The following is a 26,743-nucleotide window of genomic DNA, read 5'->3' as shown; positions in this document are numbered from 1 at the left end:
TAATCATGCGGGTACGACGGAGGATTGAAACAGTTATTGGCCAGCTGGCAGAACAATTTGAAATCGAAAGGTGCCGTTGTCGAGACAGGTGGCATATGACTTCGCGTATAGCCAGGAAGCTTTTGGCACACAATATGGGTTCATATCTGAATATCAGTGCAGGGAAAGCACCGATTCAGTTTGAAAGCCTGATTGCTGCTGCTTAAAAATCAGTGAAACTCCACTTTGGTACAGCTTTTAAAGTTTTAGTTGGACTTACTTCCATGCAAAGTTAAAAATCTGCAAGTCGAACATCGCGTATGAATAGTTAAATCTATAGTAATTCAAGGGATTATTGGAGTGTTCATGAAGCGCATTTAATTAAGATCTCAAGATATAAGGTCTAACTCTATGATTTTAATCATTTTTACTCACTCACACACCCACGAAGTTCATTTTTGGTAATCATAAATTAAATTAATAATGTTCTTATCCCAACCTTATTAATATGAGATATATAAAGCTGAATTTGATTAATTGAGAATAAATCTCATTTGCGGGTTTTGATTTTATGACTATTCTAAAAACGTTTAATAAAAACTGAATTGGACTATCAATATGAATTTTGCCGCAAAGGGGTTTGCCCTCTTTATTACTTTATTACTGGTATTTATTGGGAGTAGTGCTTCGGCTGATCCTGAGGGTATCATCACTATTAGTTATCTTGGAGACTCTGATGCTAAAGGTTCTTTGAGTACTGATTGCGTTAAAGGTGCAGAGTCTTGCCATGTAAACTATACACCATCTGCTCAAACGTTGACTGAGCACAGTAACCCATTAGTTGGGACTCTTCAGTTTAATGCCCTGTTTTATCAAAAGCCGGATGTTGCCGGTGATTATGGCTCCATCACTGTGAAGCAAGGAAGTAAATCCATTACAGCACCGATTCATATCGATTTTGATGCCGTCAATCTTGGCGACAAAGACTCTCCTCAAGCCAGGGCTATGATTTCCTTCTTCCACCCTGCTTTGATTTCAGACGCTCTAAAAGAGATAAACGGTGAAAAGGATCTCAATGATTATGTGATCGGTGAAAAAAAACTGTCCCAAACTATGCATTTATTCAAGCCTGAGAGCCACGATCTTTCAACTCAGGATGCGAATCTTCTTAACTCAGTGATCTCAGAAGATTTTCTTACATTTAATATTGGTGATAGCTATTCCATGATCATGACATTTGATGATCAAAACCTGCCAAGCTCCATTTATGTAGTTGATCGCTGGCGTTTATTCCGGCACTCCCTGGTCAAAACCGTTATTGGTTATGGGGATTTGGTTGGGCTCGTTTTACACGGTGTTGAATTTGTCCGCTATGGTTCATCATTAATGGGTTTTGAAACTGAGGGTCACTCCCATGGCCCTGCAGTTAGCTCTGGGATAAAGAAAGTGATTTTAGAACTCATAGGTTCTGGGTTCCATGTTGCTGAGATTGTTGATCATACCCATGGTGTTGGTGAGTTTATTTATGGAGGTCAAAAACATTACCATGATCATGATCATGACCATGGAATTGGGGAGCATGTTTTTGGTGTTCTTCATTTAGGTCATACTGTTTATGAAACAGTTACTATGTGGTCCATCGTGCATGGTATTCAACTAGGGTTAACCGTGGCCAGCTTTGGCTATCATCATATTCCGGCTCGTGTCTATGAATACTCCTTGATAGAAGCGCTGCAGACTACCGCGACAAAACAGGCCGCTAATCGAAGAAACAACAGCTGACCTCCCTTCCCTCAACTCATTGAAATAACGATACTTTACCAGTGTCGTTATTTTGATTTTCCAGCAACGCCATAAATTGGTCGATTTTATGGGAATATGTTGCGAAAATGCCTCACATTGAAACGAATGTACATGGTTAGCTATTTTTAGCCTGGATATGCAGTTTTATTCGGACTGAAGCTTTTGTTTTAGACAGCTGATGTAAAGGTGCAGCCTAATTTCAGGCAGTGATGCCATCAGAATAATAAAGTGAGTGGAATGCAGAAATTTGCCAAGTTGAGCGGTTCATGGCTGGCCGCAGGGGGTGTTTCAGTCGTCATCGCTGTGTACTTACTGACAGCAGATGTCGTTGATATTAACGACAGTGATCGATCCCCTCCCCCTTCGGCTTTGGAAAACCAAAATTACGCATTACCCACCGTTGAAGCGACGCGTTTTGACCAAACACTGATTAAACGAACCTTGACGCTTTATGGTCGCACGGAAACAGACCGTACGGTCACAGTGAGCTCTGAACTGGCAGCACGCGTGGTTCAAGTGTCTGGAAAACGGGGCGAACTGATTACGGTTGGGCAGGAAATTCTTAAACTCAATGAAGGCAGTTTAAAAGCTCAGCTGGCATCCGCAAAAGCCAGGGTCAAACAAGTTCAGCAGGATTATGATTCAGTCATCTCTCTGCAGAAGAAAAAGCTGATCGCGGATAATCAGGTGGCCGATCTGGAGGCTTCTCTGGCTGAAGCTATTTCGAATAAAGAGCAACTGAGAATACATTGGGAAAACACGAAAGTGGTCGCTCCGATTTCTGGAGTGCTCAACCAGCGCTATGTTGAAGTGGGCGATTTTATTGATACGGGTAAGCCGGTGGCCGAGATTCTGGATCTGGATCCTCTGGTGATCAGTGTGGATGTACCCCAAGCCTCTATTGCTCAATTTCAGGCCGGCGAGTCCGCGTCGGTTCGCTTTGCCGATGGTCAGTCACGACAGGCCTACATTCGCTTTATCAGTCGTCAGGCAAACAGTTCTACCCGAACCTTCGAAGTTGAATTAACCGTTGAAAACCCTGCCATGGATATTCCAGCCGGCTTGAGTGTTGAAGCCGATCTTTTTATGGATGAAGTGCTTGCTCTGGAAATCAGCCCTGCCTGGTTGGCACTGGATGAAGACGGCAACCCAGGGGTGAAATGGGTAAACGATAAGGATCTTGTGCAATTCACGCCCATCGATCTGGTGAAGTCAGAAAGTAATCGTCTATGGATTACCGGCATTCCCCGACATGCAAAAGTCATCACCCGTGGCCAGGGATTTGTCCGGGCCGGTGATCAGGTCTCGGTGATTAATCCGGGTTTATCACTGGTTGCCGGGGAGTAATGCATTGTGCGTGATCTGATAACGGCTTCATTATCACGAACCCGAAGTGTCATGATGTTACTGGCACTGATTCTGCTCACCGGGTTTGCCAGCTATATGACCATTCCCCGGGAGTCCAGCCCCGACATCACCATTCCGGTCATTTATGTGTCTGTTCATTTTGAGGGCATTTCCCCTGAGGATGCTGAGCGTCTTCTCGTCCTTCCCCTGGAAAAAGAGCTTCGCGCCATTGAAGGCTTAAAGGAAATGAGCGCCACGGCATCTCAATCCCATGCGTCGGTAGTGCTGGAGTTTATTGCCGGTATGGACACAGATGAAGTACTGGCGGACGTCAGGGACAAAGTAAATCTGGCGAAAAGTAAGTTACCCAAAGATACGGATGAGCCAGAAATTCATCAAATTACGTTTGCCAGTATGGCGCCTGTCATTACCGCTGTGTTATCTGGAAATCTTCCTGAACGAGCTTTGGTCAAAATGGCCCGTGAGTTGAAAGATGTGCTGGAATCCAGAAAACAAATACTGGAAGTGGATATCGCCGGCGATCGTGAAGAAGTGGTCGATGTTATCATTGACCCGCTGAAGCTGGAAAGCTACGGCCTGATTCCCAGTGATGTAATCAACCTTGTGGCTCAAAATAATCAGCTGGTTGCAGCGGGTAATGTTGATAATGGCAAAGGTCGATTTTCCGTAAAAGTACCCGCGGTGTATAAGACACCGGCAGACATTCTTTCCCAGCCCGTAAAAGCCGACGGTGATCGTGTTATTACTTTTGCAGATATTGCAACCGTATTGAGCACCTTCAAAGAAGGTGGCGGTTATGCCCGGATGAACGGGCAGAACAGCGTCGCCCTGGAAATCAAAAAACGGCCGGGTGAAAATATTATCGAAACCGTTGCCCTGGCCAAAGCCATTATTGCTGAAGGTCAAAAGCTGGCTCCTGATACGTTAATAGTGGATTACGTTGGCGATCAGTCCACAGATATTGTGACCATGGTTAACGATCTGCAAAACAGCGTGCTTTCTGCCATTATTTTTGTGGTAACAGTGATCATCGGGGCGTTGGGCTTTCGTAGCGCAGTGCTGGCAGCAGTTGCTATTCCGGGATCATTTCTTGCAGGCATTTTGATAATTGCCATGATGGGTTTAACCATCAACATGATCGTCCTTTTCTCCTTAATGATGGCCGTGGGCATGTTGGTTGATGGTGCCGTGGTGGTTACTGAATTTGCCGATCGGAAAATGACGGAAGGTGTGCCAAGGCGGCAAGCTTATCGTGATGCATCCATTAGAATGTCATGGCCGATTATTGCCTCCACGGCAACGACACTGGCAGCCTTTTTCCCGCTGATGTTTTGGCCAGGTATTATGGGCGAGATGATGAAGTATCTTCCTCTGACTCTGATCGCCACCCTCGCCTCTTCTCTGGTGATGGCGCTGATATTTATTCCAACCATCGGTGCTGTCTTTGGCAAGCCCAGAAAGATCAGTGATAAAGAGCAGCAAGCCATTGTTGCTGCAGAATCTGGCAACCTGTTGGATATTCCGGGATTGACGGGTTTTTATATACGATCACTGTCTAAAGCTATTCAGCATCCTCTGAAAATTCTGGCTGCCGGGCTGGCTTCGGTGTTTATTATTTATGTTGCTTTTATTCAGTTCGGTAAAGGTTCCGAGTTTTTCCCGGATGTGGATACGGATGGGATTATTGTTAAGGTCAAGGTTAACTCCAGTAATCTGTCTATCAATGAAAAAGACGATATTCTGCAACGAGTGGAAGCGATCATTCTCAGAGAACCCGAACTGGAAACATTGTATGCCCGTACCGGAGATAACCAGGAAGTCGGCACGCTCCGTTTGAATATGGTGGACTGGAAATACCGCAGAAAGGCTGCTGAGATCACTGAAGATCTTAAAGTGAAACTGTCGCATTTTGCCGGTCTTGATATATCCATTGAACGACAGAAGGATGGCCCACCTCAGGGTAAACCACTGGAACTGGTGGTAACTGCCAGCAGCCTTGAAGTGCTTCACGACAGTGTCCGAAAAGTTAGGCAACTACTGTCAGGTACTGATGGCTTTATCAATGTAGAAGACGATGGCCCTACTCCTGGTTATGAATGGCGAATTGATGTTAACCGGGCAAATGCCGCTCGTTATGGCGCAGATGTCAGCAGTGCCGGTGGTTTGATCAGAATGGTTACTTCCGGATTAACCGTGGGCAGCTATCGTCCGGATGACAGTAGTGATGAAGTCGACATCCGTATCCGTTTCCCGGAAACCGATCGCCATCTGGAAAGCATCGATCAACTTAGACTGATGACTCAGGCGGGTTTGGTACCGATTAATAATTTTATGACCCGGGAGATTGTTCCAAAGGTTGATAGCATCAAACATCAGAATGGCAAACGGTCCATCAGCATTACCGCAAATCTATCTGAAGGGCTGTTGCTCAATGACCTGTTACCGGTCTTGAAGAGTCAACTGGAAGAGCTTGATCTTCCCCGGGATGTTCGCTTCCAGTTCAAAGGCCAGAATGAAGAGCAGGAAGAAAGTGGTCAGTTTCTGGTAAAGGCTTTTACTGTTGCCCTGTTCGTTATGGCCATGATTCTGGTGACACAGTTCAATAGTTTCTATCAAGCGTCATTGATTATGTCAGCGGTTATTTTGTCCACTGGTGGCGTTTTTCTTGGCTTGCTGTTGGCAGGAAAGCCTTTCGGTATTGTGATGTGTGGTGTTGGTGTCATTTCCCTTGCAGGTATCGTTGTGAACAACAATATCGTCTTGATTGATACCTATAACGTGCTTCGAGGCAGAGGTATGAAGGCGGAAGAAGCCATTCTCAGAACCGGAGCTCAGCGTTTACGCCCTGTGATGTTGACGACCGTCACCACCATTCTTGGATTGATGCCCATGGTGTTATCCACGAATATTGACCTGTTGAATCATCGCGTGGAAATGGGTGGGCCAACAGCCCAGTGGTGGAACCAGCTATCTACCGCCATTGCCGGTGGTCTTGCCTTTGCCACGGTACTGACGCTGGTATTGACACCTTGCCTTCTGGTGATTGCCGGCAAAAAGCAAGACCGACAACTTCAATCTTAATGGTATAGAGGTTATTTCGAAAAGCCATACGCAGAGCGAGGTTGTCGCAAAACCCTGGTTCCCATGCTTTGCGTGGGAGCCGGAAACCCTGATGTTTGGGGTATGCATTCCCACGCTGGAGCATGGGAACGAGTTGGTTGAGAATTTTTCGACAACCTCAAAGCATAGGAACGAGATGTTTGGAGTTTGCGACACCTTCAGAGCATGGGAACCAGAGCTTTTGCGACAATTTCTTTGTTTAAAGCTGATATTCTCTACAGAATATCTGCATCTTATTACGATTCGAGTAAATACATGACCCTGCGGTTAGCTGATATTGGTGTCAATTTGAGCGATCAGGCCTTCGATGTCGATCGAGATGAAGTGATCTCACGGGCGGTTGAAGCTGGCGTCACCACAATGATTCTTACGGGAACCTCACTGGAGGAATCCCAACAGGTGTTGAACTTAGCCAATCAGTATTCTGAGTACTGCTTTTCAACGGTAGGCATTCACCCACACCATGCTAAATACGTTCAACACTCCACAATGGCAGAACTCAAAAGTTTGCTTATGGAGAATAAAGTGGTGGCTATTGGAGAGACAGGGTTGGATTTCAATCGTGACTTCTCTCCCCGACAGGTTCAGGAAAAGGTATTTGAGCAACATCTTGAGCTGGCCATCGAAACGGGTATGCCTCTATTTTGCCATGAGCGGGATGCGTCTGAACGTTTCGCAGAAATGATTAAAGGCTGTCGAGATCAGATATCCCGCTTGGTTATTCACTGTTTTACCGCAGAGAAAACGGCACTTTATCGCTATCTGGATTTGGATTGTCACATCGGTATTACCGGCTGGATTTGCGATGAACGCAGAGGAACTCACCTTCACCCATTGGTAAAGGATATCCCCTCTGACCGACTGATGATTGAAACTGACGCTCCTTGGTTGCTCCCAAGAACCTTAACCAGAAAACCCAAAAATCGCCGTAATGAACCGGCCTTTTTAATGGAAGTGGTGAAGGAAATTGCAGCTCATACCGGCAAAAAGGAGGCCGTTATCGCCAAGGAAACGTTGGATACGGCCCTATCATTTTTTAATCTTCATCAATAGGTTCGTGTGGGTACGGATCCAGGTGAACAATGACATCCGCATCGGGCAGGTACTCAAGCACTGCCCGCTTGGCCTTTGCACCAAGGTGGTGAGCTTTTTCTAAGGACAGCTCCGCCTCAAGATCCAAGTGCATCTGTATAAAGGCCATTTGACCGGATACCCGGGTACGGACATCGTGTACGCCCAAAACGCCATGAACGGACAGCGCCCTTCTTTCGATTTCTTCCAAATCTTCCGGAGGCAAAGCATGGTCCATAAGCTGCTGTATAGCTTCCCAGGCTAACTTTTTAACACTGAAAAGCATGTATCCGCCAATCAGGAAAGCCAGATAGTTATCCAGCTGATCATATCCCTGACTTGCGCCAAACAGTGCGATGATAACTGCAAAATTAGTGAGCAGATCCATACGATAGTGAAGCGAGTCGGATTTAATAGCAGCGGAATTAGTCCGTTTGATCACGTACCGCTGAAAAGTAATCAGGAGAATGGTCGCCACCATGGAAAACACCATGACGCCTAGGCCGGCATTTTCATTTTGCAGCGCAATGTCATCACCGGACATTCGGTCAAGGCTGTTCAGTATCAATACAATGGCGGACCCGGCAATAAAAGCAGCCTGAGCCAATACTGCAAGCTGCTCTGCCTTACCATGGCCAAAGTGGTGGTCCTCATCGGCTGGCTGAATGGCAATTCTGATGGCAAACAAGGTGATCAGGGAAGCCAGTACATCCATGGTTGAATCAAGCAGGGTTGCCAGTAGACTCAATGACCCGGTCATAAACCAGGCTGCTAGTTTAGCAATAATCAATAAACTGGCGGTTGCAACAGATGCATAGGTTGCGAGTTTGAGTAAACGGTGATTTTCTTTAGACACGTGCTCACCTGAAGGTATGTCATGATGCGTATCAGTATGGTTCACTTTGTTATCTTTAAATAAAGTCAAAAAATAGCTAATCATGCGATCCTTGCCAATCAACTAAAGATTCTTCTTTATCCTATCCTGAAGTGATCTTATTGAGCCAGTTTTTCAGTTCATTCTCGGAGAATGGCCAACCTAGCTCTTCTTCCTGCCCCTTTATACCAACCACTGGAATACGTATGCCATAGTGTTCTATCAAGTCATTATCTGTACTGATTTCTATTGGCGACCATTTGCAGTCAATGATTTCCAGTATTTTTTGGGCATCTTCGCATAGGTGACAACCGGCTGTGGTATAGAGAAGTAGCTGAGTCATGGTACGTCTTACCTAAAAATGGAGCCTATGATAGCGATATAGTCAGTGTTAGACCAAGAAAGAAAAATTCCAGATATAACCCCTGATATAACCACAGGTTGGAATTTTTGCGTATACTTGCAACGGGCAATTATAAACACAGCTGGCGGTCCCATGGATTTTACATTTTTTAATCAGTTGATGCTGATTCTGGCGTTGTCTGCTATTACCCTCGCTTTTTTCAAGCGTTTTCAGATGCCTGAAAGCCTTGGTTATCTGTTTGTTGGCATTATTCTTGGCCCAACCACTTCTGGTTTGATACAGCAGGATTTTGATATTGCCCTGTTGGCGGAAATCGGCGTGGTTTTCCTATTGTTTACCCTCGGCCTTGAATTCTCCATGAAGACCATCATGGCCATGAAAAAAGAGGTTTTCGGTCTTGGTGGGCTTCAGGTACTGGTCACTGGCGTGGGTATTTTCGGTATTCTGACCTTTTTTAACTTTCCCTTTCTGGCATCACTGATTTGTGCCTCAGCACTGGCTTTGTCTTCAACCGCCATCGTCTCCAAAGAATTAACTCAGAGTAATGAAATACGCTCCCGGCAGGGGCAGTTGGCTATTGGAGTACTATTGTTTCAGGATATTTCTGCCGTCATCTTCCTGATTATGATTCCTGCCCTGATCAATGGCGGCTCGGAATCTATCGCCATTGCTTCATCGCTAGGTTTTGCCTTGTTTGAAGGCATCGTTTTTGTCGTGGTCATGCTGTCTATTGGCAAGTGGATGTTGCCTGCAGTGTTTCATGAAGTCGCCAAGGCCCGCTCCGAAGAATTGTTTGTATTGATGGCTCTGGTCGTTGCACTGATGGCCGCCTGGCTTTCCCATGCCCTCGAGCTGTCAATGGCACTGGGTGGTTTTGTTGCCGGTATGATGATGGGGGAAAGTCATTATAAACATCAGGTTGAAGCGGATATCCGTCCATTCCGGGATGTGTTACTGGGTTTATTCTTCGTGTCTGTCGGACTGATATTAGATACAGCCGTACTTCAAGAGTTTTGGAAAGAGGTTCTTTTAGGCACTATCGCTCTGATCGCCTTTAAGTTTTTAGTGACCTACACTCTGGCACGAACTATGGGCGAAACTAAAAACATATCGCTGCGAGCCAGTCTTTCATTGGCTCAGGGGGGGGAGTTTTGTTTTGCTCTGGTGGCCCTCGCCTCTCAATATGGCGAAAATGGTGGTAATTTGACCTCCGTTGTTCTGGCAGTGACTATTTTATCCATGGTTATTGCGCCGATTCTGATTCGGAAAAGTGATCGAATTGTTAAACTGGTGAAATTCGATAAATCTGAGGATAAAGTAAACCGGGTTAAGGAAGAAGAAGTTCGGAAACAGACTGCGCATATGCACCATCATACGCTGATCTGCGGTTATGGACGGGTTGGTCAGACCATTGCCCGATTCCTCACCAAAGAAGATAAGACGTATGTCGCCATTGATGATGATCCACTTCATGTTCATGAGGCAGGTCTGGCAGGTGAACCTGTTTTTTATGGTGATTGCCGAAAACTGGAGCTTTTACTTGCCGTTGGACTGGAACGAGCCGATCAGGTGGTGATCTGTATTGACCGGCCTGAAAACGCCATTAAGATTGTCACTGCTATTCGGGAAAGTTGTCAGAGCACACCTATTCTGGTGCGAACCCGGGACGATAGTCAGTCTGATGCACTTAAACGCGCCGGTGCAACCGTGGTTATTCCAGAAGTGTTGGAGTCCAGCCTTGTCATCGTTAAACACGCTCTACTCATGTTGGGCTTAAATCCGTTGCATGTCAGGCAGCGCGTTAATGAAGCCAGAACGCAAGGGTATGAAATTTTAAATGGGTTTTACCCGGGTATGAGTGATTACCTTTTAGAAGGTGCTAATCAAACCCACCGTCATGCGGTGACTGTCCATAAAAGCAGTAAAGTTTGTGGACAGACCATTGATTTGTTTGATTTAAAAGGAACTGATGTTTCAATTGTTGAAATACGGCGGGATAATATGATTTTACAACCTCAAAAAGGCATGAAATTGTTTTCTGGAGATATTGTTGTTTTAACAGGAAGTAGTAATGACATTTCTCATATCGAAAAGTACTTCGACTAGCATAAATTGATAGTATAAGATTTTTCTGACGGTACTATCGAGTATGACCTTGTTATCACAAGGCCATACTTTTCTGAATTAAATAGCAAGGGATTGTCTGCTGTATGAGATGGCAATATGGTATTCACAGTTGATTTGTTTTTCCAGCACAGATTTAAACTATATTCATATACCTTGATTTTTTGCCTTTTTAATAGCTTGTTAGGTATTAATGTGGCAAAGGCTGATCACTTTGAATATGAATTAAATGCGATTAGTGAAAATAAGATTAAAATAGGACGAAGTCAGAAAGATAATGCAGTAATAGCAATTAATACCAGCCCGCTTAAAGACGAGGTTCAAGGTAATATTCCCGCAAGAATTGTAGCTGACAATGAACATATCACCTTTGAAAATGATGTTAACTATTTTTTATGGCATGGCAATAAATCTGTAACGGATAAAATCAACAATCATCAGGTTTCTCATAGTCCTTATGTCTATCTTACCTTAGATATTGATGATGATTTAAAGGGTAAAGATATATCTATCATCATCAGGAAAGAAGAAAATCAATCACGATTAGCGACAGTGGCTGCATTTTTTCCACAGCTGATTCCTGTGTTTATAGCCAATGATGTTACTTGGGGGCCAGCACCTACCCTTTTCTATGAGACACTGATGCGCTGGAACTACAAAGTCATTGGTTCTGATGTGTCAAGTTTAGTGAGGAATATTGCAGCAACCAAGGCATTTGATGATAAAACTGAGTTGTTATCAAAATGTACTGCTGACTTTGTTGAAGGTTTTGTCTTGTTTGAAATGGCTAACTACGGAGACAGCACTGGAGAGCAAAGAGGTAAGATCAATACATTTCGTCACTATATGGCAACAGCGCCAATGAAGAAAGTGATGGATTGTATGTCACGGGTTGTTAGTGACGTGGCCATTGATCTTGCAGAAAACCCTGAATCGGATAGTTTTAAATTTCTTTCAAAATTAAATAATAAAAGTATTGAAGGTATCTCTCAAATTGTTGTTGGTTATGGTTTTAATACCATCGCTTTTCAGGCAGGGGATTTATTCGGGAACCTGAAAAGAAATATCGGCCTGACTGACGCTGGCAGCAGCGCCACATTTCAAGACGATATTGACCGCTCTCTTGCAAAGGCTATCCAATATACCCTGCAGGCTGGGTATGAAGATCTGTTTCAGGGTATTTCCGAGGACTATGGTTTAGATGGCCGTATTGGTTATGCAATGGCCGGTGGTGTTGGTCTTATTGAAATGTTTACACGGCTCTACATTTATCAGGGGGTAAGCGATAGTGTAAGAGATAAAAGGCACCAATTTCATTCATTTGCGAAGCGTGCCGAGGCAATGGGCGTTTCATTTAACCGATGGATAGCAATACCAGAGTTTAATGATTTTCAACTTTTAACGTTAGGCGTTGCCCTTCCAGTTGTATCCTATGCTGCTGTATCCTTGTTAAATGGACATGTTTCATCGGGTCTGTTTCATCTTCTCAATAATGCTTATGAAGGTATTACCTTAGGTGCCCTGACTTTTTTAATTTCTCCTGTTCTTCAGAAGCATGGTTCTCAAACAATTAGATATATCCAGAAACCTGTGCTTGACTATGTGGGTGCAGATAACGGAAGTTGGTCTGAATATATTCTGGCGGAAGACATTCACTATAGAGTGGATCTTGTTGTCGAGGATGAATAAACTCTAATGTTTTTATTAATAAATAAACAATAATTCATGGCAACGGATCTGTCATTCTGATGAGGTTTTCAAGAATGAAGGTTTCCTATTTGGTCTATAGTGCCAAGTATGTAGTGTTTGTTTTTCTCTATTTTTTTGAAAGAAGTACGATTGATATTAGGTTACTAATTAAGAGTCTTTTTCTTACGCTGTTTCTATCACTGAGTGGATATTTAATGAGTGATGAAAAGGAGTTGTACGAAGGAGAAATTATTTTTGATGATATCACTATAGATAGCAATCAACAGATTATCTTTGAACTCAAGAAAGATACATTACTCAATCAAAGTGATAATAATTCGGTTACATCTCTGGGCTCAAATTCCAGCAATATTAAAATCAAAGGAAGTATTGATTCGACAGGACAGAACTGGCTAAAAAAAATAGCCTCTCCAAATGATGTTAAAGTAATAACGCCGGATGATGATTATATTCGCTTCAGTTTTGAACCATCACCCAATATGCTGGGCAAAAAACTGCGTGTATTTCTAGAGCGTGAAGACAACTTGTCAAAAGTTGCTGTTGCGGGGGCGTTTGTCCCTCAACTTATTCCGGCTATAGCCATAAGTGCTATCACATGGCAGCCGTATTCTTACACAAGTACATTGATGAAATGGAATCACTTACTGATTGGCAGTGATTTTACAGAGTCAGTTGCCAAATTAATTAATGAACGGATATTTACAGATAGTAGCCCCTTGTTTACGCAATGTGCACAAGGTTTTATTCAGGGACTGACGGCCTATTCTCTGGGGATGTATGGCACTAAATATGGCAGTGAAGACCAAACTTCACCGCTAGAAATGAAGGATGGTATCCGGAGGCAGCACTATACAAGAAGTAATGTGGAAGCGTTTCGTGGCTATATGGGTACAACACCAACCAATAATCTGGTTAGTTGCATCTCCTCCATTGTTGCAGATAACCTGAAAACACTTCATCAGCGAGGTCAGATTCACCGGATATTCGGCAACTGGTCTCAACTGGGTTCTCTGAATGATGAAACTCTGGATGGTGTCGCTAAACTGATGGTTGGATATAGCTTTAACCAGTTTGCTAATCTACCTGGTGGAGCAATTTCACTGATTCATGTTGACTTAGGCATGAAGCAAAATCTGGGCATTTATCAAGACTTCAATGAAGCACTTAAAACCAGTATCCAGTATACACTTCACGATGGTTACATGGAGTTTTTCAACGGACGGGGCTGGAGTGAAGCGTCATCTTATGGGCTTGCATCCGGTATAGGTCTTCTTGAAATAGCCTACAGATTAGGACGTATTTCAAACATGGGCTTGGATAACAAGGCCACAGAAAATTTGCTAGCCATTAATGACGAGCTCCACCATCAGGTGGTATCCATTGGTGAGCGAGCTGAGGCGATTGCTTCTTCGGCATATCAATTTGTACCGATACCGGAAAATGTCAGGGAGTATGCGGTTCCAATTGCAGCAACGGTACTTGGCCCTTTAGCGGCTTATGTATTGATGGATACAATGATTAATTATTATGCTGTTGGCGGTACCAGTATGGCTGTTCAGCAGATTTTCACATCTGCCACAAACGGTCTTGTACTGGGGGCTCTTGCCTATGTATTACTTCCCTACATTCAGAAGCAAGCCGCCTATTACACACAAAAAGCAGCGGATCAGTTCATGGAATGGAGTCAGGCGGATAAAGAGGGCTGGGTAGGCTATTTCGCCGCCAGAAACACTTACTATAAAATAAGCTTCCTGATTATAAAGTAAGCTTTTGGCACTGGTAGATTATACCAGTGCCGTCTCTCTCATCTCTTGTTGCCGCACATTCTATATCTATTTCTGTTCAATCTTGCTTCTATGGGAGTAATCATCTTAAGATTCGAAGACAATAGTTCTGGAGATAGGCAATGTCCGATAGCAAAGGTACCGGAGTTAGGTCAGTGATCTTAAGCGCCCTATCTGCAGCGTTCGGTGTTCAGAAGCAATCGAATCTGGAAAGGGATTTCAAAAAAGGTAAACCAGCGCACTTCATTATCGCTGGATTAGTGGGTACTTTTCTTTTTGTTATTATTTTAATGGTGATCGTACGAATGGTACTGAGCTCAGCGTAAGCCGATGTTACTGGGTGCTGACCCAATACACAGCAGTCACCACAACTAACATAATTAACGCGACTGCAGCAATTGCATCAACGGAACTGTCTTTCATCACTTTTCTCCTAGGGTTAATGCGCAGGGGTAACTGTAGCAAGTTGACCTGCTTTTGGTCATCCCTGTTCACCAACAATTTCGCGTATATTCTTTTTTCGTCTATTTTTATTTGAAAACAGTAGTTTTACGTATAAACAAAAGCCAGTATCCTCTGTGCTGTATCATGACAAGGCCTCAGAAATACGACACATGTCAGGTCGTGCTGTATTCCTGAAGCTGCCTGGTCACATCAGAAAAGCAACAGACGAACAGTCCATGTATAAATACGATGATTATGACCAGCGAATCGTCGCTGATAGAGTTCGACAGTTCCATGATCAGACTCAGCGATTCCTGGATGGCAAGCTGTCAGAAGATGAGTTTCTTCCCCTCCGGCTACAAAACGGCCTTTATGTGCAGCGTTTTGCACCGATGCTTCGCATTGCTATCCCTTATGGCATGGTGAATAGTGAGCAGCTGAGAAAATTGTCGGATATTTCCCGACGTTACGACAAAGGATATGTGCATTTTACCACCCGACAGAACCTTCAGCTCAACTGGCCAAGTCTGGAAGAGGTTCCAAATATTTTAGAGGAGCTTGCCTCGGTTCAAATGCATGCCATCCAAACCAGCGGCAATTGCATTAGAAACACCACCACAGACCAGTTTGCTGGTGTTGCTCATGATGAGATCGTAGATCCGCGTCCGTGGTGTGAAATTATAAGACAATGGTCGACATTACATCCTGAATTCGCTTTTCTGCCCAGAAAGTTCAAAATTGCCGTCAGCGGCAGCGTTGAGGATCGTGCAGCTACCAATGTGCATGATATCGGCATCCACGCTCATTTGAATGATAATGGTGCAGTACGCTTTAAAATTCTGGCGGGTGGCGGTTTGGGCAGAACGCCGATGATTGGTTCTGTCATTAAAGAATCATTAGAGCCAGAGCATTTACTGAGTTATCTGGATGCCGTGTTGCGCGTCTACAACCAATACGGTCGTCGAGACAATAAATATAAAGCCAGAATCAAAATTCTGGTCAAAGCGTTAACACCGCAAGTGTTTGCTGAAAAGGTTGAGCAAGAATGGTTGGCTATTAAAGATTCCAATGCTCATCTGCCAGAACAGGAAATCAGCAGAGTTGCTTCGTTCTTCACAGAGCCAGCCTATCAATCACTGGCGTCTGTTGACTTGAATGATCTTGCTCTGTCGGCAAGCGTTCCTTTCCAGCTCTGGCTGAAACGTAATGTCCACGTGCATAAAAAGCCTGGTTACAGTGCAGTAACCCTGACACTAAAAGCGACGGCGGATGCGCCCGGTGATGCCAGTGCAGAGCAGTTGGACGCCATTGCAGGCCTAGCTGATAAGTACAGCTTTGGTGAGCTTAGGGTTAGCCACGAACAAAATTTAATTTTTGCGGACGTCCAACAAAACCAGCTGTATGAGCTCTGGCAACAGTTAGAAATTCTTGGCCTGGCAACACCTAACCAAGGTCTTTTAACCGATATGATCTGCTGCCCAGGTGGTGATTTTTGTGCTTTGGCCAATGCTCGCTCCATTCCTCTGGCAGAAGACATTCAACGGCGCTTCGAAAACATCGATTTTCTCCATGACATCGGCGAGTTGGATCTTAATATCTCTGGTTGCATGAACGCCTGTGGTCATCACCATGTTGGGCATATCGGTATTCTGGGCGTCGACCGTAAAGGCGAAGAGTATTATCAGATTCAGGTGGGTGGTGCTTCTGGCTACGACACATCGTTGGGCAAAATACTCGGACCTTCTTTTAAAATGGAAGAAGTGCCTGATGTGGTCAACAAGCTGCTACAGACCTATGTAAAAGAAAGAAGACCGGATGAGCGGTTTATCGATACCTGTCGGCGAATCGGGGTCGAGCCATTTAAGGAGAGTGTTTATGCCGCTGCTTAAGGATGGGACACATACAGAAACTCAGTACAAAGTATTGAGTGCCGAAGAGGCAACCGATGCCCTATCACCTGGAGACTATTTTTTTCCAGTGTCGCATATTGAGCTGGCACTGCAATTTCAGGCGGAAGGCCATGGCAAATCCGGGCTTTGGCTGGACAGTTCCGATGAACCCAAGATCAGTACCGATTTATTGAATCAATTTACTGTGGTTGCTGTCAATTTCCCCAAATTTGTTGATGGCCGCGGCTACAGTATTGCGTTTCTTTTAAGGGAAAGGCTTGGATTCAACGGCGATATCAGAGCCATTGGCGATGTTCTGGTGGATCAGTTGAATTATATGCGTCGATGTGGGTTTAGTAGCTTTGAACTTCGTGAAGATCAGGATGTTGAGGTAGCGGTTCGTGAAATGAATGGTTTTACGAATTTCTATCAAACCTCTGCAGATGAGGCGATACCGGCCTATCGCTTGAGGCACAACCTGTAATAAATGGATAAATCTCTTTTGAAAAAGAGATTTATCACTAATCCATGCACGAACCGCGTTCAGTTGGTTATACTGTATTTTCAAATAAATACATCCAACACAGAGCCTTATATAAATGGAAAGCGGTTCCCTGCTCTTCTCATTCTTTCTTATATTCACCGGAGCTGCGGTTCTGGCCACTGGCGCCCTATTCACCCGTCAGCCTTTATTGGTCGCTTATATTACTTTGGGTGCATTGTTTGGTCCTTTCGGATTAGAAATCGTCAACGATACCGATCTATTAAACGACATTTCCCATGTTGGTATTATCTTTCTACTCTTTCTGCTCGGGCTTGATATGCAGCCCAGCCACCTTGCCCATTTATTGAAAAAAACCGCGACAGTCGGTGTGTTAAGTTCATTTATCTTTGCTCTCACAGGCTATGGTCTTGGCTTGGCATTTGATCTGCCACAGCATGAAGCGCTTGTCGTTGGTGTGACCATGATGTTCTCAAGCACGATTATTGGCATCAAATTATTACCCACCACGGTTCTTCATCATAAACACACCGGCGAGATGATGGTCAGCCTGCTGTTGCTTCAGGATTTATTTGCCATTGTTACGTTATTACTTCTCTATAACTTAGAACCGTCCCACCAATCGGGCTACAGTGATTTGGCGCTGGCATTTGCTGCCCTTCCCCTGATGTTTTTGGCGGCGGTGTTGTTGGTGAAATATCTTCTGTTACCACTGATGGCACGGTTTGATCGATTTCATGAATATCTGTTTTTACTGGCTATTGGTTGGTGCCTCGGATTTGCTGAGCTGGCTCACAGCTTGCACCTTTCTTACGAAATTGGTGCTTTTATTGCCGGCATCAGCCTTGCAACCAGCCCGATTGCTCAATACATCGCGATCAACCTGAAACCACTCCGAGATTTCTTTTTGGTACTCTTCTTCTTCTCAATCGGCGCCAGCTTTAACCTTGATTTAATTGGTATGGTGGTGGTTCCCGCAGTGATTATGACTGCCGTGATTATTACCGTTAAACCGGTTGTCTTTGGTTTCTTATTACGCAGGGTCAGTGAAAAGCAATCAACAGCCTGGGAAGTGGGTTTTCGCCTTGGGCAAACCAGTGAGTTTTCGATTCTTATCGCTGTGTTGGCCAGCAGTCAGCATTTAATCAGCGGAGTGGCTGCTCATATTATTCAGGCAACCGCGATACTTTCACTGATTGTGTCTTCTTACATTGTGGTTTTTCGGTTTGAATCGCCTATTGCACTGTCTGAGCGACTGCGCAGGGATTAATCTTTTTTTGAGATGAATTGGGATAGTGAGGGGGAATGATACCTCCCCCTCATTTCAATCAGGAAAAGAAACCTCGGGTGGTAAAACGCTCCCACCACTTAAGCAGTGTATTGTCCAATGCATGTTCTGCGGCCATGCCCAGCTTGTCAGTAACGCCCTTTTTGATAATGTATTCCACCTGAATAAGGTCTGCTTCATCAACCTTTTGATAGATATATTCATCACTGGTACTGATCTGATCAATCAATTTCATTTCAAGGGCTTTTTGTCCGTACCAGACTTCACCAGTAGACACCTGATCAATATCCACCACACGACGTTCGGCTTTTACAAAGTTTTTGAAAAGTTCATGGGTATCTTCCATGTCCTGGATAAACTTCTCTCTGCCCTTCTGAGTATTCTCACCCAGCATTGTCAACGTTCTTTTGTACTCACCGGCCGTGTGTAATTCTATGTCAATATCGTGTTTCTTCAGCAGACGATTGACGTTTGGCAACTGAGCCATGACGCCGATGGAACCCAACACTGCAAAAGGTGCCGCAACAATATGATTAGCAACACAAGCCATCATATAACCACCGCTAGCGGCTACTTTGTCAACGGTGACTGTGAGTTTGATGCCCTTATCCCGAATACGTTTCAACTGTGATGATGCAAGACCATAGGAGTGCACCATCCCGCCACCACTCTCAAGACGAACGACAATCTCATCCTGTTCCGGGCTGGCAATGGAAAGAACAGCCGTGATTTCTTCTCTCAGAGACTTCACTGCAGAGGCTTTAATGTCACCATTAAAGTCGAGAATAAATACTCTTGGCTTTGTTGGCTCTTCAAACTTATCGCCCTTCGCTTTATTGGCTTTCTTTTCTTCCTTGGCTTTGGTTTTTTTCTCTTTCTCTTCTTTTTTCAGTTGTGCTTTATCCAGTAATGTGTGTTTCAGCTCATCCTTTAAATGATCGTAATGCTCATTCAGACGGTTGATCTCCAGGTGTCCTTTGTGCATTTTTTTGGCTTTCTGTCCAATGGCGGCGATCAGCGCAGCCAGAACGGCAATACCACCAATTAATGTGATGGTTTTCGCCAGAAACAGAATAAAGTCAGCGATGTAGTCCAAAAGTATCTCCTTACAAAACCCGAAAACAGAGCCAGTGGCTATAGAATACCTGATTTCCCTACCACAGTGACTACATATATAAAGTCAATACACCGTAAAATTCAAACGGTCGTATGAATATCATTGACAGCTTGTTTGAATCCCCATAATCTGCAGATTGTTAAACGTTAATTTGTACCATAACAACAAGGAAAATAGATATGAGCTCTGTCGCTGACATCATCAACTCCATGAACACTCGTTTCGACGCCGACGCCGCTTCTGGCATGGATGAAATTTTCCAGTTCGATATCACCGATGGCGATGCTTATCATCTCATCGTCAAAGATGATGCTTTTTCCGTAGTGGAAGGCACTCATGATGATCCAAGCGTTACCCTGATCATGGATGGCGAGACAATGGTCGGCGTGATGTCCGGCGAGATGGACGGCATGCAAGCCTTCATGATGGGTAAATTACGTGCCGAAGGCAACATGATGCTGGCTACTAAATTGAGTGCGCTATTTCCTAACTGAGCATGTAGCATGAATTAAGGTTTCTCAATTTGGCATCCTAAACCGGTTCCGGCCTTCGGAACCGGTTTTTTTTATGGCTAAAATATATAAACATCGTCGTTTTATAGTCATTTCTCAACAAGTGATTGACCGGTCATCCAACAATAAATACCATTCATCACCAATGAGTGTGATACGGTTCACATACTCAATAAGGTATTAACAAAAATAATCAAGTTATGGTTTGCTTATGTCTGTAAAATGGAAGTACAGACAACAGAACACAGGATGTGGTTTCACACTTGTTGAACTGTTGATCACCCTTGCGGTCTTTTCAATTGTCGCCTCTATAGCCTACCCATCGTTTACTCAGTCGATTGCTAATAATCGTGTTCGCAATCAGGCTCAGGAAATTCAGAGCATTCTTTCTTTTGCCCGATCGGAAGCCATCACTCGGGATACCATTGTAACAATTACTCCTGACAATGACTGGGTAGGCAGTAATGGGACTGTCAGTGCTAATGGTGTCACCCTGATGCAGGTTGGGTCATTCACGGACACCAACATAAACTCACCGGAAGACAGCTACCGCTTTGACAACCGCGGTTTATTCTCCGGTGGGGCTATCGCTATTAGTGATGCGAATTCTTCTATCATCGGTACCGTCAATGGCATAACAGTGTCGTTTACTCCCCACTCCCCTTCTGAGGAAGGTTCTACAGAAGAGCCAGCAGAAACTGAGGAGGAATCGCCGTGATGAAAAATACTTCAGGCTTTACCATGATTGAAGTGCTGGTGGCGATGATGATTGTGTCTGTTGGGCTACTGGGCATTGCCGGCTTAGTGCTGGAGTCCCGTAAGAATATTATCGAAGTGCAGCAACGTTCCATTGCGATAAACCTTGCTGATGACCTTCTGGCTCGCATGGCAGCGAATGTTGATGGGCTTGGCAGTTACACCGCCAACCTGAATGCAGTTCCAGCTCAGCCTGGCACGGTCTGTCATCAAGCGGGATCTAACTGTACGGCACAGCAAACGGCTGCTTTTGATCTCTGGCAATGGGGAACCTCTGTGTTTGCTGGTGCCATTCAACGGGAAGACGCTACCAGCACGGGCGGCCTTATTTCTCCCAGAGCCTGTATCAATATTAATAATAGTGATGTGACGCTGACGCTGGTGTGGCGTGGTCGTTTTCCTCGTCCAGACAGTCGTCCACCGGATGCACTGGTTCCCGCAGAACCGGGCAATTGTGGAACCGGCATCGCCAGTTACCGCTCAATTGCGGATAACGATCTCAGACGTGTCATGGTGATGAACACGACCATTAACTAATAACAAAAAGTGATCATCAAACATGGATAGTTGTTTATTGAAGAACTCTCATCGTATGAGTGGTTTTACCATCATTGAATTGATGGTTGCCATGGTGCTGTCTCTTTTCTTATTGGCGGGCGTGGCTACCTTGTATCTCAACACCTTTATCGCTCAGCGTGAAAGCAGTGACATGGTGTTATTGAATAATAACGCCAGGTCAGCCCTGGCCATTGCCAGTGGTGATTTAAAGTCTGCCGGTTTTGCTAACGGCGTTGCTGCGGGGAGTATCCGCTCTGCAGGCTATACGGTGACAGATGATTGCTCTGGTTTGGCTTCTGCAACCCTGCCCTTTCCTGCGTTTTTAGCCGGACGTGGGGGCAATAATATTTTGGATTGCGCTGTCGGTCAGGCCGGGAATTATACGGCAGCCGATGGTAAACCGTCGGATTGGTTTTTATTTAAAGGTACGGCAGGTTCATTGACGACGGCACTGGCCGCCACTGGCAACTATCTGGTTGCCAACAGTCAGGAAGGTCGAGTTTTTCGAGGAACCAATGTTCCGGATCTATCCCCGGACCAGGAAATCAGAGAATACCAGTTCAGCCTGTTTTATCTGGCCAACAATGAGCTGAGATTACTACGGCTGGATAATGATGCTTTGGTAGATACGACACTGGCTAGCAATATTGAAGCCATGAGGATTGAGCTGGGTATCAATGAAAACGGAGATGGCCAGGTCAATCGGCATCAAAGTGTGCCAGCAAACACAAGTAACTGGAGCGCCGGCCAGTGGAATCAGGTGCAAAGCGTTAAAATTCATCTATTGGCAAGAAGTCCGGAAACGAATAATTACACGGACAATCGAACCTATACCATGGGTGATATCACCGTAAAAGGCGGTGGTGATAATCGTCATCGCCATTTAGTCAGTACGACAGTGTTTCTATATAACCATGCGTATCAATAATCAGGATGATTAAGATGAAGAAAAAACAAGGCGGAATGATTCTGCTGGTTTCTCTGCTGTTCTTGATGATGATGACCACCATTGCTGTCACCATGGTCAATCAGAATAGTCGTTCACCGCGGACTGTTGCCAATACAGAAATCAAACTCAATACCTTTAATGACGCTCAGGCGACAGTGAATCAAATATCCGTATCGGGTATGAATACTTTTTTGAAAGGTGTTTGTAACGCGGCCAGAAATCCTTATAACCCCTTACAACCCGCCGCAGGTCTCACTCAGGAACAGCAACAGGCGCACCTTTGTGGAACGGCTAATACGCCACCAAGCCCAAGTATTCGTTATCAATCAACATCAATGACTGCACCACGAACAGAAAATGCCAGTGGAGTCGGGAAATATCAGGTGGAGTATTATCAGATTGAAGGGGCAAGTAATCAGTCGGGTATATCGACGACGCTGGCCATGAATACCTTTAAGGTGATGCTGGGGGATCAGAGTAATGGGGCTTCTTCAGGGCGTAATGTCATGGTCAGTATTCCTACGCACTTAGTACCATCACCTTCGCCGTAAATCAGAATTAATTTAATAATGATAAGAAAAAGATAAGCCTATGATGTGGTCAACATTGAAAACCGGAGTGGCGATTACGCTATCCATGTTAAGTCTTTGGTCAAATTTGACTATTGCTGATGATACTGAAGTATTTACTGCAGCGAATGTTGCCAATACAGAGTCGGCTCAGGTCATGATCATCTTTGATAACTCCGGCAGCATGCGAACAGTTGTACCCAGAGATCCGTACGACGCGTCTATTACCTATCAGGGTGGCTATCCATCTAATGGAACCGGTGAGATAGACGACGATCATGAAGATATTAATAACCTGTTAAGTGATGGTCATCCCTGCCAGACCAGATCCGGTTCAGATGATGTCAGATGCCCAGGCAACTACCTCAACTGGTTTTTTCAACCGGACAGAACAAGAATGGATGTTGCCAAGGAAGCGGTAACCCAGCTCATCACAGATAATCCAAGCTTAGAGTTTGGCCTTGCACTATTTAATTTTAAAAATGGTGGTCACATATTCCAAGGGCTACGGGAAAGAAATAGCGGCGAAACCCAGACATTGCTATCAGCAATAGATGACCTGTCTCCCAGCACATGGACACCGCTGTGTGAAACATACTATGAGGTTTATCGATATTTTACCGGTCAATCTGTTGATTATGGTCTCGAAGCTGGCAGCAGAGATACCTCGCAGGAAAGCGATGGTTTATATACTTCTCCATTGAACAGTTGCCAGAATATCTACGTTATTTACATGACTGATGGTCAGCCAAGTGAGGATGGAGGTCGTGACACCGAAATCGAAACATTAACCGGAAGATCCTGCTCAGAATATGACGGCAATTGCCTGCCAATCCTTGCGGGCTACCTGAGTAATCCCGGTGAATCCGGTCTTGATGGCAATACGTTTACCGGCCCACAAAAGGCATTCACTTACACCATTGGTTTTGATACTGATCAACAGCTGTTAAGAGACACCGCAGATGAAGGCGGTGGTAACTGTTATACAACAGTGGGCACGAATACTGATCCGGAAGCGGGTTGTGTTGCAGTAGACGATATCGCCGGTGCATTTGAGGGTGCACTGGGGGAGATTCTGAAAAGAAACAGTACTTTTGTGTCCCCTTCCGTTGCAGTGAATAGCTTTAAAAAAACCGAGTCACTGGATAATGCCTACTACGCTATGTTTCGTCCAACGGACAACACCCGCTGGCTGGGCAATATCAAAAAACTAAAGATATTTAAAGATAATACCGTAACGCCGGGCTGTGATGAGAATGATAATTTCACCGCCGGCACCGTGGTGGATCGAGGCTGTGATGCCGCAATTGAAACCAACGGAAATCGAATCGCAGAAGGTATTGGCACCTACTGGGGAAACGGCAGCGACGGCCGGCAAGTTGAAAGTGGTGGATTGGGCGCTCAGTTATTGGCCACCGGAGCAAGAGGTACTTTCTATACCAATCTGACATTCAGCGATGAGATCACAGAATTTGAATTTATGGGGCCACTGGATTACATAGAACGCGACAAATTTGGCCTAACCGGTTCAGAACATTACACATCGGACAACCTAATAAACTGGATAAAAGGTTTGGACGACGATGGTAATACCCGTTCCTGGGTACTGGGTGACATTCTGCACTCTCAGCCAGTTACCCTGAATTATGGCGATACAGACGGCGATGGTACGGAATATGACCATGACAATCCAAATATTCGTTTAGCGTTTGGCACCAACTTTGGGCAATTGCACTTTATAGAAGATAAAGGCAATGACGTAGAAGAAAACTGGTCATTTTTTGCAGGAGAAACCTCAGGAAATGTACCAGCCCTTTATCTAGACAGTGACAGCACCGCACATCCTTACGGCATTGATGGCCAGATCAGTATTATTCGCTTGGATTACAATGACGATGGCAATATCAAATACATCGATGGTGACCGCATGGTGTTGTTATTTGGGATGCGCCGCGGTGGTGACAGTTATTACGCCATTGATGTCTCTAATCCCGATGGAACACCGATTCTTCTATGGCGCAAAGACAGCACTGATCCCGGCTTTGCAGAGTTAGGACAAAGCTGGTCCTCACCTGTTCCTATGATTATTCCAGGCTACCGTCGCATAGAAACGGATACCGAATCAGGAGTCACAACCACCTCAATTTTTTATCGGTATGTTGTCGCCTTTGGTGCTGGTTATGATTCTGTTAATGATGACGATCGCAATGGTATTCAGGAAGTAGATACCGATGGAAATAGCCATACGGTGAGAAAACTGTCGCAAAAAGGACGTGGTGTATTTTTTGTGGATGCGGGTAGTGGCGAATTAATTAAATCGTTTATCCCAACGGACAATGTTGATCTACCAAACGCGCTTCATTATGAAGACAGCCGTTTGAAATGGAGTGTTGTCGCCCCCCCTGCCCCAATGGACAGTAATGGTGATGGTCTTACAGACCGAGTGTATTTTGCGGATACCGGTGGCAATGTGTTCAGAATTGATATTGGCACAGCGTACCTTGATGAGGATGAACCTACAGAAGAAAGTAACGTCTGGAGCATGATCAAACTGGCTGAATTGGGAGCAGATGAATTGGATGTTCGCCCAGCGCCAGATAATAGCTCAGATCGTCGATTTATGTATCAACCAGAATTGGTACGCACCATTTACCGAGGTGTTGCTTACGACGCGGTGGTTCTTGGCAGTGGTAATCGAGCAAATCCACAGTCCGGGAGTTCAAGTTCAACCACCAGTCCATCGGATCGCTACTACGTAATCCGGGATAAAAATGTTTTCTATAATCGCTTTGGCACCTGTGAGGGTTGCAGTACGCCACCGGAAGTGATTCAACATGATGACTTTTATGACGCGAGCAGTAATTTAATTCAGGAAGGTACAGGTCAGCAAAGTGCTAGCGCACTGAATATTTTGGATACAAGCTTTGGCTGGTATATAAATTTAACAGTTTCTGGTGAAAAAACGACAACGGTCGGAGATGTGTACAGTGGTTCTCTATTATTCAGCACTTATTCCCCAACCAGTGCACCTGGTGCCAACGCCTGTATGCCGGGCATCGGCAGTAGCCGGTTCTATGTGGTGAATTTACATATCGCTGCAGCCATTCGAGACCTGGACAATGATGGTGACCGACAAGTGGATGATCGAGCTTCTTTACTGTCGGTTATGGGTATGCCCGGTGATGCTGCGATCGTCTCCATGGGTGAAGGACAAAGCCTCTGTGATTTGAACTCTAACTTTTGTGATGTCGATAATCCAATCGGCATTCATCGCAGTGGATGGCTAGAGCTATAAAGGAAAAAACAATGAAAAAGGAGTCTGGTTTTACATTAATCGAGCTGTTAATTACTCTGGTCATTCTGGGTATATTGACGTCCATTGCATTACCTAGCTACCAGCAATACTTGCAAAATGGCAGACGTTCGGAAGGTCAAACCGCCCTGCTTGATATTGCTGGACGACAAGAGCAGTTTTTTCTAGAAAATCACCGCTATGCCAATGATCTATCCGCGCTGGGTATTAACAATCCTTTTGTCACTGAACATGCTTGGTACTCCATCAGTTCTGAGTGTGATGACGCAGGTGATGCGTTTACCTGTGAAGATGGTTACTTGCTGTTGGCTTTACCTCAGAATGCACAAGCGGTGGATGGGAATATCGCGATAAATTCGCTGGGCAGTAAATCGGGTAAGTGGTGAATGTATAGAAGATAGTAAGGGACTCTGCTTGAGCCCCTTTTCCAATGGCTACTTTTTTGTAGAATTACGCGATGTTCGACTTTTAAACTGACCTGAAAAAGGCATGACTGACCTACTTTTCTGCTATTAAAAACAGTGGATACAAAGGAGGAAACCAGCCATGCCCGTTGAACAGTTTATCACTACTGTCTTCTGCCTGATCGACGATTTAATCAAAGAACTCGTTCCATTACCTCTGAGAAGCCGCGGTTATCCACCAAAGC

22 protein-coding genes are annotated in these 26,743 nt (G+C 44.8%); 19 read left to right on the top strand and 3 right to left on the bottom strand.

The annotated features are described in order from the left end of the window. The 5 genes from AKL11_RS25445 to AKL11_RS24080 all read left to right on the top strand — a co-directional run. On the top strand, positions 1-206 hold a 206-nt coding region (locus tag AKL11_RS25445; RefSeq protein ID WP_157673749.1), incomplete at its 5' end, for a transposase. 391 nt (positions 207-597) lie between these two features. Continuing rightward, the gene (locus AKL11_RS24095) at positions 598-1,761 is read left to right on the top strand and encodes a hypothetical protein (protein WP_067522888.1); all 1,164 of its coding nucleotides are present in this window, start codon (positions 598-600) and stop codon (positions 1,759-1,761) included. Positions 1,762-2,019: 258 nt separating this feature from the next. Then, complete coding sequence (locus AKL11_RS24090; RefSeq protein WP_067522886.1) at positions 2,020-3,129, top strand: efflux RND transporter periplasmic adaptor subunit; 1,110 nt, start codon at positions 2,020-2,022, stop codon at positions 3,127-3,129. Positions 3,130-3,135: 6 nt separating this feature from the next. Next, complete coding sequence (locus tag AKL11_RS24085) at positions 3,136-6,231, top strand: efflux RND transporter permease subunit (protein ID WP_095210664.1); 3,096 nt, start codon at positions 3,136-3,138, stop codon at positions 6,229-6,231. Positions 6,232-6,525: 294 nt separating this feature from the next. After that, positions 6,526-7,323, top strand: a complete 798-nt coding sequence (locus AKL11_RS24080) for a TatD family hydrolase (RefSeq protein WP_216636846.1) — start codon at positions 6,526-6,528, stop codon at positions 7,321-7,323. On the opposite strand, the gene AKL11_RS24075 is transcribed toward AKL11_RS24080, so the two are convergent. Both AKL11_RS24075 and AKL11_RS24070 read right to left on the bottom strand, forming a co-directional pair. Next, positions 7,307-8,197: a cation diffusion facilitator family transporter gene (locus AKL11_RS24075; protein ID WP_067522893.1), complete on the bottom strand. Its 891-nt coding sequence runs from the start codon at positions 8,195-8,197 to the stop codon at positions 7,307-7,309. The genes AKL11_RS24080 and AKL11_RS24075 overlap by 17 nt on opposite strands. Before the next feature lie 121 nt (positions 8,198-8,318). Continuing rightward, positions 8,319-8,558 (bottom strand): glutaredoxin family protein, encoded by a 240-nt coding sequence (locus AKL11_RS24070; RefSeq protein WP_067522883.1) that lies wholly within the window; start codon positions 8,556-8,558, stop codon positions 8,319-8,321. 153 nt (positions 8,559-8,711) lie between these two features. On the opposite strand from AKL11_RS24070, the gene AKL11_RS24065 reads away from it, so the two are divergent. From AKL11_RS24065 to AKL11_RS24035, 7 genes are all read left to right on the top strand, one after another. Further along, a complete protein-coding gene (locus AKL11_RS24065; RefSeq protein ID WP_067522881.1) occupies positions 8,712-10,685 on the top strand; it encodes a cation:proton antiporter domain-containing protein in 1,974 nt (657 codons plus the stop codon). Positions 10,686-10,898: 213 nt separating this feature from the next. Further along, a complete protein-coding gene (locus AKL11_RS24060; protein WP_157673748.1) occupies positions 10,899-12,392 on the top strand; it encodes a hypothetical protein in 1,494 nt (497 codons plus the stop codon). A gap of 215 nt (positions 12,393-12,607) precedes the next feature. Continuing rightward, entirely contained in the window at positions 12,608-14,179 is a 1,572-nt protein-coding gene (locus AKL11_RS24055) for a hypothetical protein (protein WP_067522878.1), read from the top strand. A gap of 140 nt (positions 14,180-14,319) precedes the next feature. Continuing rightward, positions 14,320-14,523: a DUF2970 domain-containing protein gene (locus AKL11_RS24050; protein ID WP_067522877.1), complete on the top strand. Its 204-nt coding sequence runs from the start codon at positions 14,320-14,322 to the stop codon at positions 14,521-14,523. Between the two features lie 354 nt (positions 14,524-14,877). Continuing rightward, complete coding sequence (locus AKL11_RS24045; RefSeq protein WP_067522890.1) at positions 14,878-16,530, top strand: nitrite/sulfite reductase; 1,653 nt, start codon at positions 14,878-14,880, stop codon at positions 16,528-16,530. Further along, positions 16,517-17,014 (top strand): DUF934 domain-containing protein, encoded by a 498-nt coding sequence (locus AKL11_RS24040; RefSeq protein WP_067522876.1) that lies wholly within the window; start codon positions 16,517-16,519, stop codon positions 17,012-17,014. The genes AKL11_RS24045 and AKL11_RS24040 overlap by 14 nt, the downstream gene beginning before the upstream one ends. A gap of 115 nt (positions 17,015-17,129) precedes the next feature. Next, entirely contained in the window at positions 17,130-18,302 is a 1,173-nt protein-coding gene (locus tag AKL11_RS24035) for a cation:proton antiporter domain-containing protein (protein WP_067522874.1), read from the top strand. Positions 18,303-18,360: 58 nt separating this feature from the next. Here AKL11_RS24035 and sohB read toward each other — a convergent pair whose 3' ends face one another. Beyond that, positions 18,361-19,416, bottom strand: a complete 1,056-nt coding sequence (gene sohB / locus AKL11_RS24030; RefSeq protein ID WP_067522872.1) for a protease SohB — start codon at positions 19,414-19,416, stop codon at positions 18,361-18,363. A gap of 200 nt (positions 19,417-19,616) precedes the next feature. On the opposite strand from sohB, the gene AKL11_RS24025 reads away from it, so the two are divergent. The 7 genes from AKL11_RS24025 to AKL11_RS23995 all read left to right on the top strand — a co-directional run bounded on the left by AKL11_RS24025 (position 19,617) and on the right by AKL11_RS23995 (position 26,480). After that, the gene (locus AKL11_RS24025; RefSeq protein WP_067522870.1) at positions 19,617-19,931 is read left to right on the top strand and encodes an SCP2 sterol-binding domain-containing protein; all 315 of its coding nucleotides are present in this window, start codon (positions 19,617-19,619) and stop codon (positions 19,929-19,931) included. 229 nt (positions 19,932-20,160) lie between these two features. After that, on the top strand, positions 20,161-20,667 hold the full coding sequence (locus tag AKL11_RS24020; protein WP_067522868.1) for a GspH/FimT family pseudopilin: 507 nt from the start codon (positions 20,161-20,163) through the stop codon (positions 20,665-20,667). After that, positions 20,667-21,242 (top strand): type IV pilus modification protein PilV, encoded by a 576-nt coding sequence (gene pilV, locus AKL11_RS24015; RefSeq protein WP_067522866.1) that lies wholly within the window; start codon positions 20,667-20,669, stop codon positions 21,240-21,242. The genes AKL11_RS24020 and pilV overlap by 1 nt, the downstream gene beginning before the upstream one ends. Before the next feature lie 22 nt (positions 21,243-21,264). Continuing rightward, on the top strand, positions 21,265-22,191 hold the full coding sequence (locus tag AKL11_RS24010; RefSeq protein WP_095210662.1) for a PilW family protein: 927 nt from the start codon (positions 21,265-21,267) through the stop codon (positions 22,189-22,191). A 14-nt stretch (positions 22,192-22,205) separates the two neighbouring features. Further along, the gene (locus AKL11_RS24005; protein ID WP_067522862.1) at positions 22,206-22,763 is read left to right on the top strand and encodes a hypothetical protein; all 558 of its coding nucleotides are present in this window, start codon (positions 22,206-22,208) and stop codon (positions 22,761-22,763) included. 40 nt (positions 22,764-22,803) lie between these two features. Further along, positions 22,804-26,076, top strand: coding sequence for a pilus assembly protein (locus AKL11_RS24000; protein ID WP_067522860.1), 3,273 nt, complete (start codon positions 22,804-22,806; stop codon positions 26,074-26,076). An 11-nt stretch (positions 26,077-26,087) separates the two neighbouring features. Next, positions 26,088-26,480, top strand: coding sequence for a type IV pilin protein (locus tag AKL11_RS23995; protein ID WP_067522858.1), 393 nt, complete (start codon positions 26,088-26,090; stop codon positions 26,478-26,480). Positions 26,481-26,743 lie beyond the last annotated feature (263 nt).

This window comes from Endozoicomonas ascidiicola, assembly GCF_001646945.1.
GTDB lineage: Bacteria > Pseudomonadota > Gammaproteobacteria > Pseudomonadales > Endozoicomonadaceae > Endozoicomonas > Endozoicomonas ascidiicola.
The sequence above is the reverse complement of the archived record's forward strand: the minus strand, read 5'-3'. Positions and strand labels throughout refer to the sequence as shown.